Source organism: Aliiroseovarius sp. xm-d-517 (assembly GCF_013283135.1).
GTDB classification, from domain to species: Bacteria; Pseudomonadota; Alphaproteobacteria; order Rhodobacterales; family Rhodobacteraceae; genus Aliiroseovarius; species Aliiroseovarius crassostreae.
Window position 1 is genome coordinate 925,411 of sequence record NZ_WBXT01000001.1, and the last position, 17,478, is coordinate 942,888.

Here is a 17,478-nt window from a genome sequence, read left to right on the forward strand (position 1 = left end):
GATGCCTTTTCTTAAAGCCTTGCCAGATATTGTTGGATCACAGCAATACCTGGAAACGCCCCCTCAGCCCTCAAAACTCATGGTGCGACGGTAAAGATGCCAGGTGGCATGGCCCAGCACCGGCAGCGCGATGAAGAGTCCGAAAAACAGCGGCAGCATCCCCAGTATGGTTATCACCGTCACGATCCCTCCCCAAAAAATCATCGGCACAAGGTTCTGCATGACCGCCTGAAAGGAGTGGATCATCGCCGAGATAAAATCCATTTCACGGTCCAGTAACATCGGCAGGCTGCACACGGTGATCGAAAACGCCACAAAGGCCATGGCGCCCCCCACCAGCGTTCCCACCGCCAGCATGGAAATCCCGTTTCGGTTCAGCAGCGCGTCCTGCCAGTTCGAGGTGATATTGGTCATGGGCTGCAACCCCATGAACAGCATGAACACAATATGCGCGACAAAGATCCAGAACAAGAACCCCATGATCAGCACCATGGCAATCGACGGAAATTGCCTGTCTTTCTGATTGACGACAGACCCGAGGATCTGGGCCCAATCCAGCTCGCCCCCCTGCTCCAACCGGCGGCTGACCTCGTAAAGCCCAACCGCGAGAAACGGCGCGAGGAAGGGAAATCCGAACGCGACCGGGATGATCCAGTAGCTTTGCCCCATCACCTCAAACTCAAGATAAAGAACAATTCCACCCAGCACATAAAACAGCGCAAAGAAAAGACCAAAGGCCGGGGCACGCCTGAAATCGGTCCACCCATTCCTGAGTGCTGCCATCACGTCAGAGATTGTAATCTGGTTAATCGTTGGAGGCGCAGAAGCCTCCAGTTCCGTTGCATCCGTCATTCTTTCTCCCTGCGTTTTTTCTTTATCTCGCGCGTGGTTACGAGTGTTACGAGGGAATGGCCTTCCGTCAAGTTCCTGAACATGTGAATTTGTTGCAATGGATATAAAAAAAGGGGCCGCGAGGGCCCCCTTTGCACAGATCCGCCAACCAGATCAGTCGGTGGCGTTTGCTTCGGCACGAGATTTGCCCGCAACGTCCTGGGCCAGAACAGCGGCCATGAAGGCATCCAGATCCCCATCCAGAACCCCTTTCGTGTCCGAGGTTTCGTGGCCGGTGCGCAGGTCTTTGACCATCTGATAGGGTTGCAGGACATAGGAACGGATCTGGTTGCCCCATCCCGCGTCCCCTTTGTTTTCATGCGCTTCGTTGATGGCAGCGTTGCGGCGGTCCAGCTCCATCTGATAAAGGCGCGATTTCAGGGCCTTCATCGCGATATCCCGGTTCTGGTGCTGCGATTTTTCCGAGCTGGTCGTGACGATCCCCGTCGGGATGTGGGTGATCCGCACCGCCGAATCCGTGGTGTTCACGTGCTGACCACCCGCACCGGATGACCGGTAGGTGTCGATGCGAATGTCAGAGGGGTTAACCTCAATCTCGATATTGTCATCCACCACGGGATAGACCCAGACCGAGCTGAAGGACGTGTGACGTTTCGCAGCTGAATCGTAGGGCGAAATCCGAACCAGGCGGTGCACACCGCTTTCCGATTTCAGCCAGCCATAGGCATTGTGGCCGGAAATCTTGTAGGCCGCAGACTTGATCCCGGCTTCATCGCCCGCACTTTCCGATTGCAGTTCAACCTTGTAACCATGCGCTTCGGCCCAGCGGACATACATACGTGCCAGCATCGACGCCCAGTCGCAGCTTTCCGTGCCGCCTGCACCTGCATTGATTTCAAGAAACGTATCGTTGCCGTCTGCTTCACCGTCCAGAAGCGCTTCAAGCTCAGCCGCGGCAGCCTTTTCGACCAGCGCCCTCAGACCGGCTTCTGCCTCTGAGACAACCTCGTCATCCTCTTCCATTTCGCCCAGTTCAATCAGGTCAATATTGTCCTGCATGTCCTGCGCCATGGATTTATAGCTGTTCACCGCATCCAGAAGCGTCTGACGATCCCGCATCAGTTTCTGCGCCCGCTCCGGATCGTTCCAGAGGTCGGGATCTTCGGTCATCGCATTGAACTCTTCCAGCCGGTGCTCAGCTGTTTCCCAGCCGATCCGCTCGCGCAGGAGGGCCAGAGATTTCTCGATGGCATCTACGTTTTTCTGAGCTTCTGCCCGCATGGGTTCATCCTCTGTTTCAATTCCGTTCCCCGCAATAGCAATCAGCGGGGCGTTGGGCAAGTTGTGATCCGGGGAAGGGTTGGGGGAAGGATGGAATATTTTAGCCGGTTGAGCGGCGGCGCGGGCACGACCGGGGCTCTGCCCCTCGCACTGCGTGCTCACCCTGGGATATTTCTGTCCAGAAAATGAGAAGGCCCAGGCAGCGCGCGGCCATTGTGAAAAAGATGCAGCTTTTGCGGCTGGATTGAGAGCGACACCCGCCGAGAGCGCAGCCCCGTGTGATCGCCGGGCAGCTTGGCGACGATCTCGGACCTATCGGCGTTTTCTATGGCAAGATGGACATGGCTGACATCCCCAAGAGCTTCGACCCGCTCCACAGAGGCGCTCAGAAGGTCGGGTTCGGGAGACAGGGCGATATGTTCAGGACGCACGCCAAGTGTGACGAAAGCGCCTTCCAGATCCGGGCTGGAGGGTATAGGGACGCGCACCACCCCGCCCCCGGCAAGTGTAACCTCGGTGTCTGCCCCGGTTCGGCTGATCTGTGCAGGCAGCATGTTCATCTCAGGACTGCCGATAAACCGCGCCACAAACTCGGTTTGCGGGTGGTCATAAAGCTCCATCGGTGTCCCGATCTGAACAATCCCCTGATCTGAGAGCACCGCCACCCGGTCCGCCAGTGTCATGGCTTCGATCTGGTCATGGGTCACATAAATCATCGTGCTCTCGGGCATCTCGGCCTTGAGCCGCGCAATTTCGCTCCGCATGGAGACCCGAAGCGATGCATCGAGATTAGAAAGTGGTTCGTCAAACAGGTAGAGTTTCGGATCACGCACCATTGCGCGACCAATTGCAACCCGCTGCTGCTGGCCGCCGGACAATGTTTTGGGCAGGCGATCCAGATATGGCGACAGGCGCAGGCGTTCTGCGACCCCGTGAACCTTGGCCTTGATTTCGGGCTTTGGGTGCCTGGCGATTTTGAGCGCATAGGCCATGTTGTCAAACACGCTCATATGCGGATAAAGCGCATAGTTCTGAAACACCATGGCCACGCTGCGGGCGTTGGGCGCAATGGGGCCCACCTCCTTGCCCGCGATATGGATGGCCCCATGTGTGGGCTTTTCCAGACCGGCAATCAGGCGCAAAAGCGTGGACTTACCGCAGCCCGATGGGCCGACCACCACAAGCAGTTCCCCCCGGTGCAGCTCAAGATCCAGATTGCGCAGCACGCTGACGGATCCGAAGGATTTTGAAAGGCTCGAGATTTTCAGCCCGATCTGTTCATGTTCCCTGCCCTGCATGTTGGTCATTCTCTTGCCGCCGCCCCGCTCAGAAGGCCGTGAATGAAACAACGTTGCAAGACGAAAAAGACCAAAAGCGGCACGATCATCGAGACGAAAGCGGAGGCGGCCAGCAATTCCCATTCGCCGCCATGTGTCCCCATCATTTCAACGATCCGGCCTGTCATCACTAGATGCTCCTCTCCCGCCCCCAAAAACACGCGGGCCACCAACAGATCGTTCCAGACCCAGAGGAATTGAAAGATCGACAGGCCTGCCAGCGCGGGGAATATCAGCGGCAGGACTATCGTGTGGAAAATCCGCAATTCCCCCGCCCCATCAAGGCGCGCGGCTTCGATCAGCTCAGCGGGCAGCCGCGCCATCGCAGCGCGCAGCAGAAAGATGGCGAAGGGCAGGCCAAACCCGGTATGGGCCAGCCAGATCCCCGGATAGGATTTCCCCAGACCCGATTGATTGTAAAGAGACAGGAGCGGGATGAACGCGATCTGAAGGGGCACCACCAGCAACCCGACAATGCTGGCCAGAAGCAATGGCCGACCGGGCAACTCCATCCAGGTCAGCGCATAGGCCGCAAATGCGGCAATCAGCACGGGCAAAATGGTGGATGGTAGCGTGACGGTGAGCGTATTGACAAAACTTTGCCCCATCCCTTCGGCGCGCAGCACCTTGAGATAGTTTTGCGCCGTGAATTGCGGCGGGGTGTCGACCACGACAAAGATCCGCTGCGGCGTCAGTCCCTCCGGCCGTTCCGGGTAGGTGATGACAAAATCACCACTCTCCTCAACCCGGACCTGATACCCGGAGCGATGGACAGCCACCTGCCCGGCGCGCATGGCCGACGGGGCCGCGGCGGTCAGGCCGAACCGCAGCACCCTGCCCTGCTTCCCATCGAGGAGATTGCCCGTCAGCACCCAATCCTCCCCCTGTCGGATCGCCCCTTGTGGCGCAGGCGCGCGCAGTTTCAGGACCTGCTCAGAGGGCTGCAGCGCCGTCCACCACCCGCTTGCCGATACCGCATCCCGATCCCGAAAGGAGCTGACCAGCAGCCCAAGTGTCGGCATGATCCACAATAGGACCAGCAGAACCGCGACAGAATTTGCGACCCAACGCAGGGGAGTATGATGCGACACACCTCTCATCAGCGCGACGCGCGGCCTGTGGATCGGATCATCCAGACCATCACAGGTGTCACCAGAAGCATGATCACCACGGCAACCGCAGACGCCCGCCCCGGATCGGCCGCCCGAAACATCCAGTCATACATGAGATTGGCCAGAACCTGTGTGCCCCATTGCCCATTGGTCATTGCAAAGACAATATCAAAGACCTTCAACACCGTCACCGTGATGGTGGTCCAGACCACTGCAATCATTCCCCGGATCTGTGGCAGCTGGATCTGCACAAAGATCCGAAACGTCCCTGCACCGTCAAGGCGGGCGGCCTCTTGCGTGTCCGTGGGAAGCGTTTTCAGCGCGGCAGACAGGACCACCATCGCAAATCCGGTCTGGATCCAGATCAGAATGGCCATCAGAAAAAACGTGTTCCAGATGGGCGTGGCAATCCAGGCCTGCGGCGCGCCACCGGCGCCCGTGACGATGGCATTCAACAGGCCGATCTGGTCGCCCTGCCCTGCCCCTCGATAGGCATAAACAAACTTCCAGATCACCGCCGCGCTGACGAAACTGATCACCATGGGCATGAAAATCAGACTCTGAACGGCACCTCCCCAACGGATCCGGTTTGTCACCCCTGCCAACACAAGGCCAAGCGCGGTCGAAACCGCGGGGACGACAATCAGCCACAGGATGTTGTTGCCAAGGCTTTCGCGAAACTTGTCGTCTTGCGCAAGCCAGACATAATTGTCAAACCCCACCCAATTGCCGCCTACATCCATCACGGACAGGCGCAATGTCTGGAATACGGGGTAGACAAGGTAGATCAACAGCAGCACCAGCGCGGGCAGCAGAAATAGCCAAGGCCGGATCAGACCGCCCCAGCGCAAGTTGCGGTGCGCGTTTTTACCCCTGCCGGGCAGGCAGCAGTCCAGAACAAAGTTCGACAGGAGGAAATACCCTGCGCAGACAGACAGGCCGATCACGATCAGACCAGTTGCGGCAAAGATCTGCGCCATATCTTCCTTTCCACATGCCGGTGCAGCCCGGGACGCCCCAGGGGGACGGGCGGATTACTTGAGTGTGTCCCAGGTCTTCTGAATGTCGCGCGCCACAAATGCGGCCTCCTTACCGCTGGCATAATCGATCATGCCGGTCCAGAACGCCCCCGCCCCGATCGCGGCGGGCATCAGGTCGGAACCGTCAAAGCGAAACGTATCCGCATGAAGCAGAATATCGTTCATCTTGGCCAGGGTGGGATCGGTGTAAACACTTGCATTCACACCTTTATGCGGGGTCAGAAAGCTTTTCTGCGCCATCCAGACCTCATGCGCGATTGGCGTTTTCAGAAACTCCATGAAAGCCTGCGCCGCGGGGCTGTCTTTCGTGATCACCCATAAAGAACCGGACCCAAGCACTGGCTTGCCCAGATCTTTGTCCGCAAAAGCCGGGAAGTAGAAGAAATCAGCGTCCAGCCCAACGTCGACACTGTCAGGGAAAAAACTCGGAATAAAGCTGGCCTGACGATGCAGGTAGCAATGGGGTGGCGAGGCAAACAAGCCTTGGGGACTGTCGCGAAAATCGGTGGTGGCCACCGCCTGCGCACCCCCGGCAACATAGGCATCATTGCGCGCGATACGGCCAAACGCCTCGATCGCACTTACCACTTTCGGATCATCAAAACGCATATCATTGCGCACCCAGGCGTCATAGTCCTCGGGTGAAAAACTGCGCAGCATGAAATCTTCGACCCAATCGGTTGCCGGCCATCCGGTGGCCCCGGCAGAGCCGAGACCGATACACCATGGGGTGCCCCCATCCGCCACAATCTGATCCGTGAGGGCGATCAACTCCTCCATCGACCCCGGCACGGAATAGCCTGCCTCCTCAAAGTTTTCCGGCACATACCAGACCAGCGATTTCACATCGACCTTATAGACAAACCCGTAAAGCGCCGGTGCTCCCTGCGGTCCCCGAAACGTGCCAAGATCCACCCAGCTTTGACCGGCCGCATAATTCTCAAGCGTCCAGGTGACCGTGTCCTCGGACAATGGGGTCAGCTTTCCCCGCGCGGCAAACTGCTCAACCAGCCCCGGCTGAAACAACATGGCGATGTTTGGGGGGCTCCCCGCTTCAATATCGATCACGATCTGCTGTTCGATACTGTCAGATCCCGCATAGCGCACATCTGCTCCGGTCGCCTGTTCGAAATAGGCAATCACATTTTCCAGCATCTCCTGATCTGGGCCAAGCCAGCCCCCTGAAATCGTCAGAACGTCTCCGGACAGATCCAGATCGCTCAAGGCGTGATAACTGCCCCAGGAAAAGGCTCCACTGCCTGGCGGAAAGATCAACGCCTCTTCAGCGTGGGCGGTTCCGCCCCCCAAACAGATCGACGCAACAGCCCCAGCAACAAGAACCTGCCTCATATACCCCTCCAAGCCCACCAAATGGCGCATATTTGCCCGAGATTGGCCCCGGATGAACCATGGCCCGCCAGTGCCGACCAGTGATTAAAAATTCGCGCGTCTCACTCTCCTTGTCAATGTATTGTGCGCAAGTTTTACAACCAATGCGAATATCCTGCCCGCTCTGAAATCCCGGCCCTACTCCCCCTCCGCAGGGCACGGCCACGTTGCGCAACAGGCCAATGGAACGGACCGCGATACGGCCTGGGGCAGCTCTTCGCGGGAAATTGCTGTCGTCGTAAGCCAATTTTTAACCCCCGCTGTTTTACACCTGTTTCAACTGGAACAGGAAAGGGCGAATTGTGACACAGATTTGCACCCATGCTGCGGGGGCGCCGACATGAGCGACACGACACTTCTCCTCGACCCAAAGCTCGACTTGCGCGCCGCCGCCCCGCTAAAGGACGCCATATTAGAGCTGCGCGGACAGGACCTGACCTTGGACGCAGCTGGGGTTACCCATCTGGGCGCACTTGGCCTGCAGGTCATTCGTGCCGCAGCCAAAACATGGGCTGCCGACGGAAAATCGCTGGACCTGATCAACGCATCAAACGAGTGCGAAGACCAGATGACCCTTCTGGGCTTTTCTTCAAAGACGATTTGCCAATGGGAGGCCGTGTAACATGCAGGTTCTGGCAGTGGATGACAGTCGCACAATGCGGGATATGGTCAGGCTGACCCTGAAAAGCCAGGGGATCGACGCCCATCTTGCGGAAGATGGAATGCATGGGCTTGAGGTGCTTGAGGATATTGCCCCGCCCGATGCGATCATCACCGATATCAACATGCCCCGCTTGGATGGGTTTGGTTTCATTGATGCCGTGCGTGCGCAGGACAGGTTCAAGGCAATCCCCATTCTTGTGCTGACCACTGAAAGCGCAGAAGACATGAAATCACGCGCACGCGCCGCCGGAGCCACCGGCTGGATCGTCAAACCCTTTGATCCTGACAAGCTTGTCAAAGCTCTCAAAATGGTAGCGGGGTAAGGCACATGTCGGATCCGATGGCTGAAATCAAGGCTTCCTTTTTCATCGAATGTGAAGAACTCTTGGAAGGTCTGCAGGATGGTTTGCAGGAAATGGATGACGGGCAGCCAGACAGCGAGACGGTCAACGTCGTTTTCCGTGCAGTTCATTCAATCAAAGGCGGCGCCGGCGCCTTTGGCTTGGACAACCTGGTAGACTTCGCCCACCATTTCGAAACAGCATTGGACGAGGTTCGCGCGGGCAAACTCATCGCCGACCAGGATGTGCTCAAGCTCTTTTTCCAATGCAGCGATATATTGGCTGACCTTGTCCGCGAAGCGCGCGATGGCGACCCTCATGAGGCAAGTCGAACCGACCCCGCAGTCGCCAACCTTTCCAAGCTGGTGGGGGACACAGCGTCGCAACAGGAAGAAGACGTTGATTTCCAGCCCATGGCGTTGTCCCTGGATCTGTCTTCGTTTGAAACAGCTGCCCCCGCAGCGTCTCCCCCACCCGGCTATCAAATAACTTTCAAACCAGAAAATGAGCTTTACGTTCTTGGAAATGAACCCCTTTTCCTGCTCCGGGCCCTACGCGACCTGGGCGACATTGAGGTGTCATGTGAGAGTGAGGGGCTCCCGAACCTTGAAGACCTCGATCCCGAAACAGGGTACATGACCTGGAAGATCAATCTTGAAACGTCAGAGGCCGAAACAGCCATCACCGAAGTTTTCGAGTTCGTCGAAGGCATCTGCATCCTGCAAGTCTCAACCTTGGATGCTCCCCTGTCGTCTCTCTACGATGACCTGCCGCCACTTGAAAACCTGACCCCTGGTGACAACGCGCCATTCCCTGACCTCCCTCCACTGCCCGCAGCACTTTCAACTGCCGAAAGTTTCTCAATGCCCCAGGAGCCCCCAGAGGAGCAAAAGTCCGCCAAAGACGGCGACCTGTCTTCACCGGTTTCTCCTCCAACAACTGAACCTGAGCGCCCCTCCCCGACTACCCTTCCGAAGGACATCACAAAGCCCGCGTCAGGCAGCACAACCCCGCGGGCAACGGTGCGGGTTGATCTCGAACGCATTGACCGGTTGGTCAATCTGGTTGGAGAAATTGTGATCAATCAGGCAATGCTGACACAAAGTGTCGAAGAAGCTGGGCTGCCCCCAAATTCAACCGTGCGCACTGGTCTCGAAGAGTTCCTGCAATTGACCCGCGACATCCAGGAAAGCGTGATGATGATTAGGGCGCAGCCCGTCAAATCTCTCTTTCAACGCATGGGGCGTATTGTCCGTGAAGCATCAGCCGCGATTGGAAAGGATGTCCGCCTCAACACGGATGGTGAGAATACAGAGGTTGATAAGACGGTCATCGAGCGGCTGGCTGATCCCTTGACACACATGATCCGAAATGCAGTCGATCATGGCCTGGAAGAGAACAGGGACCGCGAAGCCCGTGGGAAACCCTCTCAAGGACAAGTTTCACTGTCTGCGACCCATCGGTCTGGCCGTGTGGTCATAGAAGTCTCTGATGACGGGGCTGGCATCAACCGCGAAAAGGTTCATAAACTCGCGGTAGAGAAAGGCTTGGTTCCCGCAGATCTGCAGCTCACGGAAAGCGAAATTGACAACCTTCTGTTTTTACCAGGGTTTTCGACGGCCTCCGAGGTTTCCAACCTTTCGGGGCGCGGTGTCGGAATGGACGTCGTCCGCAGTGCCATCCAGGCACTGGGAGGGAGGATCTCGATTTCCTCCGAACAAGGTAAAGGAACAACCTTCTCCATTTCGCTCCCCCTAACTCTTGCAGTTTTAGACGGCATGATCGTCACCGTGGCGAAGGAAACCCTGGTTGTTCCTCTTAATTCCATCTTGGAAACACTCACTCTTACGGGTCCTGATCTGAAAGAGTTTGGCCCGGAAACACAGGTGGTGAACATCCGAAACACATTCGTCCCGCTACTCGATCTGGGTGCAGAACTTGGTTATCGCGAACCATTGGACAGCTACACGGGCACCGTAGCATTGCTCATCACCCAAGAGGACGGCTCGCGTGCAGCCCTAGTGGTCGATGCAATTGATGACCAGCGTCAGGTAGTCATCAAGGGGTTGCAAGACAGCTATGGACGAGTTCCAGGAATTGCGGCCGCGACGATCCTCGGCGACGGCAAAATTGCTCTGATCCTCGACCCGGTCGACCTAGTTTCCAAAGCCAGTGGACGCACGCGCCCAGCCTCCCCCCATGCCACAATCGCAGGATAACCTCATGACTGAAGCTACAAAAAACCTCGACACCCATAGCGATGGCGATGAAATTGAACTCCTGTCATTTCTGGTGGGCGGACAAGACTATTCAGTCGATATCATGAGTGTTCGCGAAATTCGCGGCGGCGCACAGGCAACTTCCCTGCCCCATGCGCCGAGCTATGTGAAAGGGGTAATCAATCTTCGAGGGACTGTGCTGCCAATTGTAGATTTGGCAAAGCGGCTTGGCATGCATGAAGACAAAAACACCGAGCGTAATGTTATCATTGTCGTAGCAATCGGTGAACGCACCGTTGGCTTGGTGGTCGATGCCGTATCAGACATCCTAGCTATTTCCGAACAGGACATGCAGCCCCCCCCTGAGATGCGTGCAGACCAGAAGCGCAACTTTGTTTCCGCGCTTACAATTGTGGAAGATCGCATGATCCGCATCCTTGATCTCAATGCGGTGCTTCCAGAAACCAACGAGGAAGCCGCGTGACTGTTGAGCATCATCATAGCACACAGAGTCTCTCGGGGCCGGCACTGGACGAGCATTCCTTTCAACGCATCGTCAAATTTGCGTACGAAACTGCCGGGTTGTCAATTTCCTCAAGCAAGACAGCCATGGTCCGTACAAGATTGGCCCGACGCCTCAGGGATCTCAACTTCAATAGTTTTTGTGATTACTGCGACTACTTTTTAAGCTCTGGAGGAACACACGAAAGATCGGAACTGATCTCAGCTCTCACCACCAACGTGTCGCACTTTTTCCGCGAACAACATCACTTTGATATCCTTTCTCGTGAGGTGATCCCTTCCCTCATGCAATCAAACCGCTCGCAAAAACCTATTCGGTTTTGGTCAGCGGGCTGTTCGAACGGACAGGAGTCTCTTTCTTTAGCAATCACACTTCGAGAAAGTGGATTGGCCAGCCGGGCTCATGATCTCAAAATCTTGGCAACTGATATTGACCCCCGCGTCATCCGCTTTGCCCAGGCATCAGAGTATTCAGAAAGAATGCTGGATGGCGTCCCACATCATCTAGCCGAAAAATACTTTTCCCGGGTCAGTCAAAACTTGAATCACGATTTGGTTTGGAAAAGTAAAAGTACAATTTTGGACCTGATTTCTTATCGCCAACTAAACCTACTGGAACGCTGGCCCATGAAAGGAAAGTTTGACGTCATATTTTGCCGAAACGTCGTTATCTATTTCGACCAGAAAACTCAGGATATCCTGTGGGAGAAATTCGCCAACGCCCTTCGGCCGGGCGGGTGGCTATTTCTTGGGCACTCCGAACGGATTTCGGACAGCTACCAAAACAAATTCAGCACATTTGGCACCACGGCATATCGTTTGCAATACGAAATGCATCCTTTGAAAAGGCAGAATTGAATGGCACTTAGAGATCAACTGCGAATAATTGTTGTGGATGACATGTCCACAAGTCGCGGTATCATTACCCAAGCTCTGGAAGCATTTGGTGTGAGACAGATTGAGACTGCAAGCGATGGCCAAGATGCTTTGCAGAAAATTTCTACATGGCCGGTCCATCTGGTAATCTCAGACATGAACATGCCAGGGATGAACGGTTTGCAATTACTTCATGCTCTTCGCTCGACACCTCAGACAAGGGGGGTAGGTTTCTTGCTGATTACTGGCAAGGCAGATCGGGAAATAATTGAGTACGGCAAAAAGCTCGGCATGAACAATTTCGTAAAAAAGCCTTTCCAGCCAGATCAGCTTCGCATCGCAATTGAAGCCATTGTTGGCAGGCTGTGAGGGGCTGAGCTATGGGAATAGAAACACCACCTCATCACCCCAACAAGCTTGTAATACGAGAGACTTTGTCTGCAGCATCTGCAGAGCTCTGTACGCTGGCTGCATTGAGCAAAGAAATTCAGTGGGCCATCTCGTCACTTTTGGAAAAAGCTCAGCACCCCGATCTTTTCGTCGAACTCCAGATACTGCAAGACATTGATCGACTACAGCAAACTCTGGTTGATCTCGGGAACATGATGCGCGTTTTGAGCGCAAACTCCGCATTCAATTCAATAGACAGAGAAACGTTGATGCAAACTGTTCAACTCGAAAGTTTGAAGGCTAGGCTATTCGTTGGGAAAAACGCCGTTTTTGAGCAATCGGATGGCGAGGTAACCTGGTTATAAACCGGTCGCCTCATTGATTAACCGTGATGACCTGAGCCCCAAGTTTCCCCCAGTTCACGGAGCGTCCTTGGGTTTGGTTTGGTGGCGTTACACGGCCAGTTTGTCCATGTTCATTTTCTCTGCAAATTCCCTCGGCGTCAGGTTTCCGAGCCCCGAGTGCGGTCTGTGGGTGTTGTAATCCTCCTGCCATGCTTCCAACACTTCCCGCGCTTCGGCCAGTGAGCTGAAGAGCGTTTCGTTGAGGCATTCGTCGCGTAGCTTGCCGTTGAAGCTTTCGATGAATGCGTTCTGTGTCGGCTTTCCCGGCGGGATGTAATGCCAGTCGATCCCGGCTTCCTGAACCCACCGCAGGATGGCCATGCTGGTGAACTCAGTGCCAGTTTCTCACGGGTATACTTGGATTTGTATTTGTAGAACGTGCCCTGGCTAATCCCCCTCTCGGGATATTGCTGTGCAATACCCTGCCGGGCAATGCATAGCGCCTGCACACGTCAGCAGTTCGCTCGCCAGCTTCCTGCTCCTTGAGCATCTGCATGATCTGTTCGTCGGTGAAACTCGTCTTCATTTGTCCGTCCTTAGGTTGGGCGAAATCTACACAAAACTGGAGGAAATTTAGGGACTTAGGTCACAATTCAACCCACACCATTCAGATAGAGTTGGTCAAGTTAAGGATCAGCGATACCGCTCATCATGAATTTCAGAACAATTCAACGTCGTTGCGTTTTACCATACCGTGTTTGATCAGCGGGAGATCCCTTGCGACCATTTTTTGACGGACACAGCCAGTTCCTGGCCAAAAATCAAGACGACGCGCTTTGTTTCCCCCCAGATCCCCCCCCACGTACGGGATATTCTCTTTTTTGAGAAAACTTATGACAAATTCACCATTCCTCACGCCGGCATCTGAAAGGCCTGCAATCATTTGTGCGCCTCCAAAAACTTTTGCCTTCATGTTATTTCTGCGCGCGCCCATATGAATCATACCGTTTATCAGTAGTTCCATCCCATTCACACCGTGCCCGAAAACCTCTTCGGCATTCTGAGTGTCATCACAAAAAAGCACATGATTCATGCCGCCAATTTCTGATGATTCATCCCACAAACAGGCAGATACACATGACCCCAACAACGTGGAGATAACCGCATCTGGTCCCTTTTCTATCGCAAATTCACCTTGAGATATGTAGGTTCGCACAACTTTATTGTTTGGTAGAGAGAACTGCGTCATTTCAACTCGTCCTCTTCAAACCGGAACACATATCAAGAATGGCGTTTGGGAGTTGAGCGAGAGGTAAAACGACGTCGACACCTCCTTTTTCGATTGCAACCCTTGGCATTCCGAAAACTACAGAGCTTTCTTCATCCTGAGCGAGGCAAGTCGCCCCTTGGGCTTTTAGCCGAGCCATACCTTCCGCACCATCATTTCCCATGCCAGTCAAAATGACCCCGACGACCCGATTTGCTATAGCTTGGGCAGACAGCATCATTTCGTCTACAGACGGGCGGTGCCCCGTTCGTTTAGGCGCTTTAAGAAGGTGAATTTTCGGATCCAGAGGATTGACCAATACCAAATGCGTTTCGCCTCCTGGCGCTATCAAAATCTCTCCAGGAAGCGGTCGGTCTCCTTCTTTTGCCAACCGAACTTTTGGCTTTGCAATTCTGTTTAGCCGATCGGCAAATTTGGCTAAGAACTGTGCTGGCATATGTTGGGTAATCAGAATGGGAGGACAGTTTGCTGGCATTTTTTGAACCAGAAACTCCAACGCCTCCACTCCTCCCGTAGATGCCCCAATCAAAACGGTTTTTCCGTTCCAGTTACTAAACGCCTGTTGCGGTGTCAGGTTTTTACTTCTTGCACACCCAACTGGACCTATGTGTGCTTGCGCTGCGGCGTGGATCGTTTGCGGGAGGCACTCAAGTGAACTTTGCCCTGCACCGGGGCCTGGTTTCAATATGCATTCAAAAGCACCTAATGATAATGCTGTGATAGCAGATTCACTGCCCTCAGAAGTCAATGATGAGAACATCACAACCGGCATAGGCTTTGCGCGCATCAATCTACGCAAGAACTCCAACCCGCTCATCCCTGGCATTTCAACGTCAAGCGTCATTACATCCGGAGATTTGGATTTCACCAATTCCCGAGCTTCCAACGCCGACGCTGCCTCCCCCACAACTTCTAAGCGAGGGTCGTTTTGAAGACAAAAGCGTATCAGGCTTCGCATTGTCGGACTATCATCCACAATAAGAACGCGTGTAGGCTGTTTCTTTGCGGAAACGCTCCATGATCCTTTAAGATCAAAACTCATCCCAATCCTCATAGGCATGGTCCGTTTCGATCTGCTGTGCGATTGCTACGGAGCCTTGGGGGGCCGGGAGGGGATGGAGGGCGCTCTCTTCGGTTTGTGAAGCCGGTTCGACAAAAACATCACTTTCAATGATTTGTGCTGCAGGTCGTTCCGCCTGACCAGTTTTGAAACGGGACATGGTGCTGGTCAGCGTTTTGGCCTCACATGTCAAAGAATGGCTGGCTGCAGTTGTTTGTTCAAACATGGCCGCATTTTGCTGCGTCACCTGATCCAACTGGTTTACCGCCTCATTGATTTCCGCAAGACCAGCGCTCTGCTCTCGTGCAGATATGGCTATTTCACCGACATTCCGGCTGATTTCACTGACACTTTCCACAATCCCGACCAGGGCTTCTCCCGCTTGGTCCACCAGATGCACGCCACGTTTCACCTGGCTGCCAGAGGCCGAAATCAGCTCATTGATCTCTCGTGCGGCGTCAGAAGAACGTTGCGCCAGGGCCCGCACTTCCGAGGCGACCACTGCAAAGCCCCGCCCCGCCTCACCGGCTCGTGCCGCTTCAACCCCGGCATTCAACGCCAACAGGTTGGTCTGGAACGCAATATCGTCAATCACGCCGGTAATTTTCGAGATTTGCAGGGACGAGGTTTCAATCTCGCCCATGGCCTCTACGGCCTCCCGCACGACCTCGCCAGAAACTTCTGCATTTTTCCGCGCGCTTTCAACCACTTCATTGGCATGCGCTGCACCATCTGCGGCGGAACGCACCGATGATGTCAGCTCATCCAGCGCCGCGGCTGTCTCCTCCAGCGTGGCTGCCTGCCTTTCGGTTCGCTGTGACAGATCATCCGCTGCATTCGAAATCTCGGACGCTTCCCCCTGGATCATCTCAGCATTCTCAACCACCCCACGCATCGCTGTAAGAAGGTTGTCAACAGCCCGGTTGAAATCATGGCGAAGCTGCTCGTAATTCTCAGAGAACGCATCCGAGATCTCGGTGGTCAGATCCCCGTCCGACAAACGGCTCAACCCCTCGCGCAGCGCGTCAACTACACGGTTCTGGGCCGCCTCCATCTCAGCCCGACGAACCTCCGATGCCTCTATCTCCCGCCGCGTCTCCGTAACATCCGTCGCTATCAAAACGATACGCATCAACCGACCATCAAGGTCCCGAACCGGAACAAACCCGCCGTCAACAACCAATGGCGAACTATCACTTCCTGTCAAAACAAAGTGGTCATACAGAGATGCGCCTTGGGAAACATGTTGGATCACCTGTTGAAATTGCTCACTATTTCCATCAGAGCCGGAATAAAGCTCCTCGAAAGCCAACCCAGACAGGCTTTCAATCTCTCTTCCCAACAGATCAGAAAAGTGAGCATTGCAGCTCATGATCTCTCCATCCAAATTGAGATCAACCTTAATCTGGTTTTCGTCAATCGCCTTCATCAGCGCTTGGTTTACAAAACTGTCCGAAATATCCGACCACTCCGCCACATATCCGATGACATCTTCTTCCGCATCACGGACATCGTTGATCATCACGCGATAGCGACTTTCACCAACGACAAGATCAACCATGCAAGGGAGATTTTCAGCGGCTGCAATTCTGTCCAGAACCGTCGGATCTGTTGCCGCCTGCAGAAACGTTTCCAAGCTTTCCCCTTCGGCACCACCTTCCGGGAACCCCGTAATACAACTCAGAAATTCTTCTCTTTTTTCGACAAAAAGCGCCTCCATGGCTGGGTTGACCTCTTGAATGGTCAAGGTATCATCCGTCATCATGAGATTGGTAGAGACATCCCGGAATGCAGTACTTCGGAACTGGTTTTGCTTTTCAAGCTCGGCACCTGTAGCAAGTTCGCCCGCAAAGTCACATAACGCTCCGGCCAAATTCCCCATCTCATCACCATGGGCAGCAGCTTTGATTTCCACATCATAGTGCCCTTTGGAGATTTTTCGGACCGCTGTCCCAATTTGTTTGAGCGGCCCGACGACAACCTTTTGAACTCCGAACATGATCAGAACAAGCGCTACAAGAAAAACTGCCGCCGAAATCGCAGTCGTACGCACTTGTTCAACGCGCACGAGTTCTCGGGTTTTCTTTGCATTCCAAGCGAATGCCAGAACTCCATAGAACTTTTTCCCATCTGCAGAATGTATAGGATAAGCATAATAAAGACCGTCACTCGCCTCTTGCGAGCGTTGCGTTTGCACCGCCTCCGCAACCAGACCTTCCAAAAGCGGCATGTCAGTCAGCTCTGGTCCCATCTGGGCCAGAACGCGGCCATTCTTCGCGGCGGCAATGACTGTAGGGGAATAAGGATCTTCAGGATCAACAACTGTCATCAGCCGGTTCTGTATCCCGTTGGCACTCATCACCTGAAAAGACCCCAGCAAACTCTGTCCCAGCAAACGGGTAATTTCCTGATTTTTCGCCGAGGTAAGTTTATCAACGACCTCGTCACTCCCCTTCAAAGAAAGAAAAACCATAAAGAGAGCTGCAACGCCTATGGATGCAACGATCGTCGCTGTCAGTTTGACAAACACGGAGTTCAGTTTCTTGGGTGAAAATTTTCCATGAGCATCGGTGGTCATATTTGGTCCCATTCCTTTTGCCGTGCAACCTCGTGAATTGGTCTTTCGCCAGACTAAGGTGTGGAGTGTTGAAATGGGGTTAAAAGCAACCAGTAAGAAACGCGCGCCTAAAATCACGCTAAGTGTTTGCCTTCAAATATATTTTCAAGGCAAATTCATCACCTGCGCGCTGACTAATTCCACATT

General features: G+C 54.4%; 17 protein-coding genes and 1 pseudogene. 7 read left to right on the forward strand and 11 right to left on the reverse strand.

Features of this window, described 5'->3' with window-relative positions; all coding sequences use genetic code 11:
• Positions 1-63: 63 nt before the first annotated feature.
• The 6 genes from XMD517_RS04370 to XMD517_RS04395 form a co-directional block, all read right to left on the reverse strand.
• Positions 64-852 carry a DUF2189 domain-containing protein gene (locus XMD517_RS04370; protein ID WP_173486957.1) on the reverse strand — a complete coding sequence of 263 codons (789 nt, stop codon included), beginning with the start codon at positions 850-852 and terminating at the stop codon, positions 64-66.
• A gap of 153 nt (positions 853-1,005) precedes the next feature.
• Positions 1,006-2,133: a peptide chain release factor 2 gene (gene prfB, locus XMD517_RS04375; RefSeq protein ID WP_055192501.1), complete on the reverse strand. Its 1,128-nt coding sequence runs from the start codon at positions 2,131-2,133 to the stop codon at positions 1,006-1,008.
• 158 nt (positions 2,134-2,291) lie between these two features.
• Entirely contained in the window at positions 2,292-3,440 is a 1,149-nt protein-coding gene (locus XMD517_RS04380) for an ABC transporter ATP-binding protein (RefSeq protein WP_254449760.1), read from the reverse strand.
• Positions 3,437-4,570, reverse strand: a complete 1,134-nt coding sequence (locus XMD517_RS04385) for a carbohydrate ABC transporter permease (protein WP_173486956.1) — start codon at positions 4,568-4,570, stop codon at positions 3,437-3,439. The genes XMD517_RS04380 and XMD517_RS04385 overlap by 4 nt, the downstream gene beginning before the upstream one ends.
• The gene (locus XMD517_RS04390) at positions 4,570-5,562 is read right to left on the reverse strand and encodes a carbohydrate ABC transporter permease (RefSeq protein ID WP_173486955.1); all 993 of its coding nucleotides are present in this window, start codon (positions 5,560-5,562) and stop codon (positions 4,570-4,572) included. The genes XMD517_RS04385 and XMD517_RS04390 overlap by 1 nt, the downstream gene beginning before the upstream one ends.
• Before the next feature lie 54 nt (positions 5,563-5,616).
• Positions 5,617-6,972, reverse strand: a complete 1,356-nt coding sequence (locus XMD517_RS04395) for an ABC transporter substrate-binding protein (RefSeq protein ID WP_173486954.1) — start codon at positions 6,970-6,972, stop codon at positions 5,617-5,619.
• A gap of 379 nt (positions 6,973-7,351) precedes the next feature.
• Between XMD517_RS04395 and XMD517_RS04400 the strand changes: the two genes are divergently transcribed.
• Genes XMD517_RS04400 through XMD517_RS04430 form a run of 7 tightly spaced genes read left to right on the forward strand, consistent with a single transcriptional unit; the run spans position 7,352 to position 12,387 of the window.
• Positions 7,352-7,633 carry an STAS domain-containing protein gene (locus XMD517_RS04400; RefSeq protein WP_173486953.1) on the forward strand — a complete coding sequence of 94 codons (282 nt, stop codon included), beginning with the start codon at positions 7,352-7,354 and terminating at the stop codon, positions 7,631-7,633.
• A 1-nt stretch (position 7,634) separates the two neighbouring features.
• Positions 7,635-7,997 (forward strand): response regulator, encoded by a 363-nt coding sequence (locus XMD517_RS04405; RefSeq protein WP_173486952.1) that lies wholly within the window; start codon positions 7,635-7,637, stop codon positions 7,995-7,997.
• Positions 7,998-8,002: 5 nt separating this feature from the next.
• Complete coding sequence (locus XMD517_RS04410) at positions 8,003-10,234, forward strand: chemotaxis protein CheA (protein WP_217360514.1); 2,232 nt, start codon at positions 8,003-8,005, stop codon at positions 10,232-10,234.
• A gap of 4 nt (positions 10,235-10,238) precedes the next feature.
• Positions 10,239-10,718: a chemotaxis protein CheW gene (locus XMD517_RS04415; RefSeq protein WP_173486951.1), complete on the forward strand. Its 480-nt coding sequence runs from the start codon at positions 10,239-10,241 to the stop codon at positions 10,716-10,718.
• Positions 10,715-11,614: a protein-glutamate O-methyltransferase CheR gene (locus XMD517_RS04420; RefSeq protein ID WP_173488017.1), complete on the forward strand. Its 900-nt coding sequence runs from the start codon at positions 10,715-10,717 to the stop codon at positions 11,612-11,614. Before XMD517_RS04415 ends, XMD517_RS04420 begins: the two co-directional genes overlap by 4 nt.
• Positions 11,615-12,001 (forward strand): response regulator, encoded by a 387-nt coding sequence (locus XMD517_RS04425; RefSeq protein WP_173486949.1) that lies wholly within the window; start codon positions 11,615-11,617, stop codon positions 11,999-12,001.
• Between the two features lie 11 nt (positions 12,002-12,012).
• Positions 12,013-12,387, forward strand: coding sequence for a hypothetical protein (locus tag XMD517_RS04430; protein ID WP_173488016.1), 375 nt, complete (start codon positions 12,013-12,015; stop codon positions 12,385-12,387).
• Between the two features lie 87 nt (positions 12,388-12,474).
• Here XMD517_RS04430 and XMD517_RS04435 read toward each other — a convergent pair.
• The 5 genes and pseudogenes from XMD517_RS04435 to XMD517_RS04455 form a co-directional block, all read right to left on the reverse strand.
• A pseudogene (locus XMD517_RS04435) lies at positions 12,475-12,771 on the reverse strand (integrase core domain-containing protein); the annotation flags it as partial.
• Complete coding sequence (locus tag XMD517_RS15845; RefSeq protein ID WP_173486946.1) at positions 12,758-12,952, reverse strand: transposase; 195 nt, start codon at positions 12,950-12,952, stop codon at positions 12,758-12,760. The gene XMD517_RS15845 and the pseudogene XMD517_RS04435, both read right to left, overlap by 14 nt.
• 132 nt (positions 12,953-13,084) lie before the next feature.
• Positions 13,085-13,615 carry a chemotaxis protein CheD gene (locus XMD517_RS04445; RefSeq protein ID WP_173486945.1) on the reverse strand — a complete coding sequence of 177 codons (531 nt, stop codon included), beginning with the start codon at positions 13,613-13,615 and terminating at the stop codon, positions 13,085-13,087.
• Between the two features lies 1 nt (position 13,616).
• Entirely contained in the window at positions 13,617-14,696 is a 1,080-nt protein-coding gene (locus XMD517_RS04450; RefSeq protein ID WP_173486944.1) for a chemotaxis response regulator protein-glutamate methylesterase, read from the reverse strand.
• Positions 14,686-17,292: a methyl-accepting chemotaxis protein gene (locus XMD517_RS04455; RefSeq protein WP_173507583.1), complete on the reverse strand. Its 2,607-nt coding sequence runs from the start codon at positions 17,290-17,292 to the stop codon at positions 14,686-14,688. The genes XMD517_RS04450 and XMD517_RS04455 overlap by 11 nt, the downstream gene beginning before the upstream one ends.
• Positions 17,293-17,478: the final 186 nt, after the last annotated feature.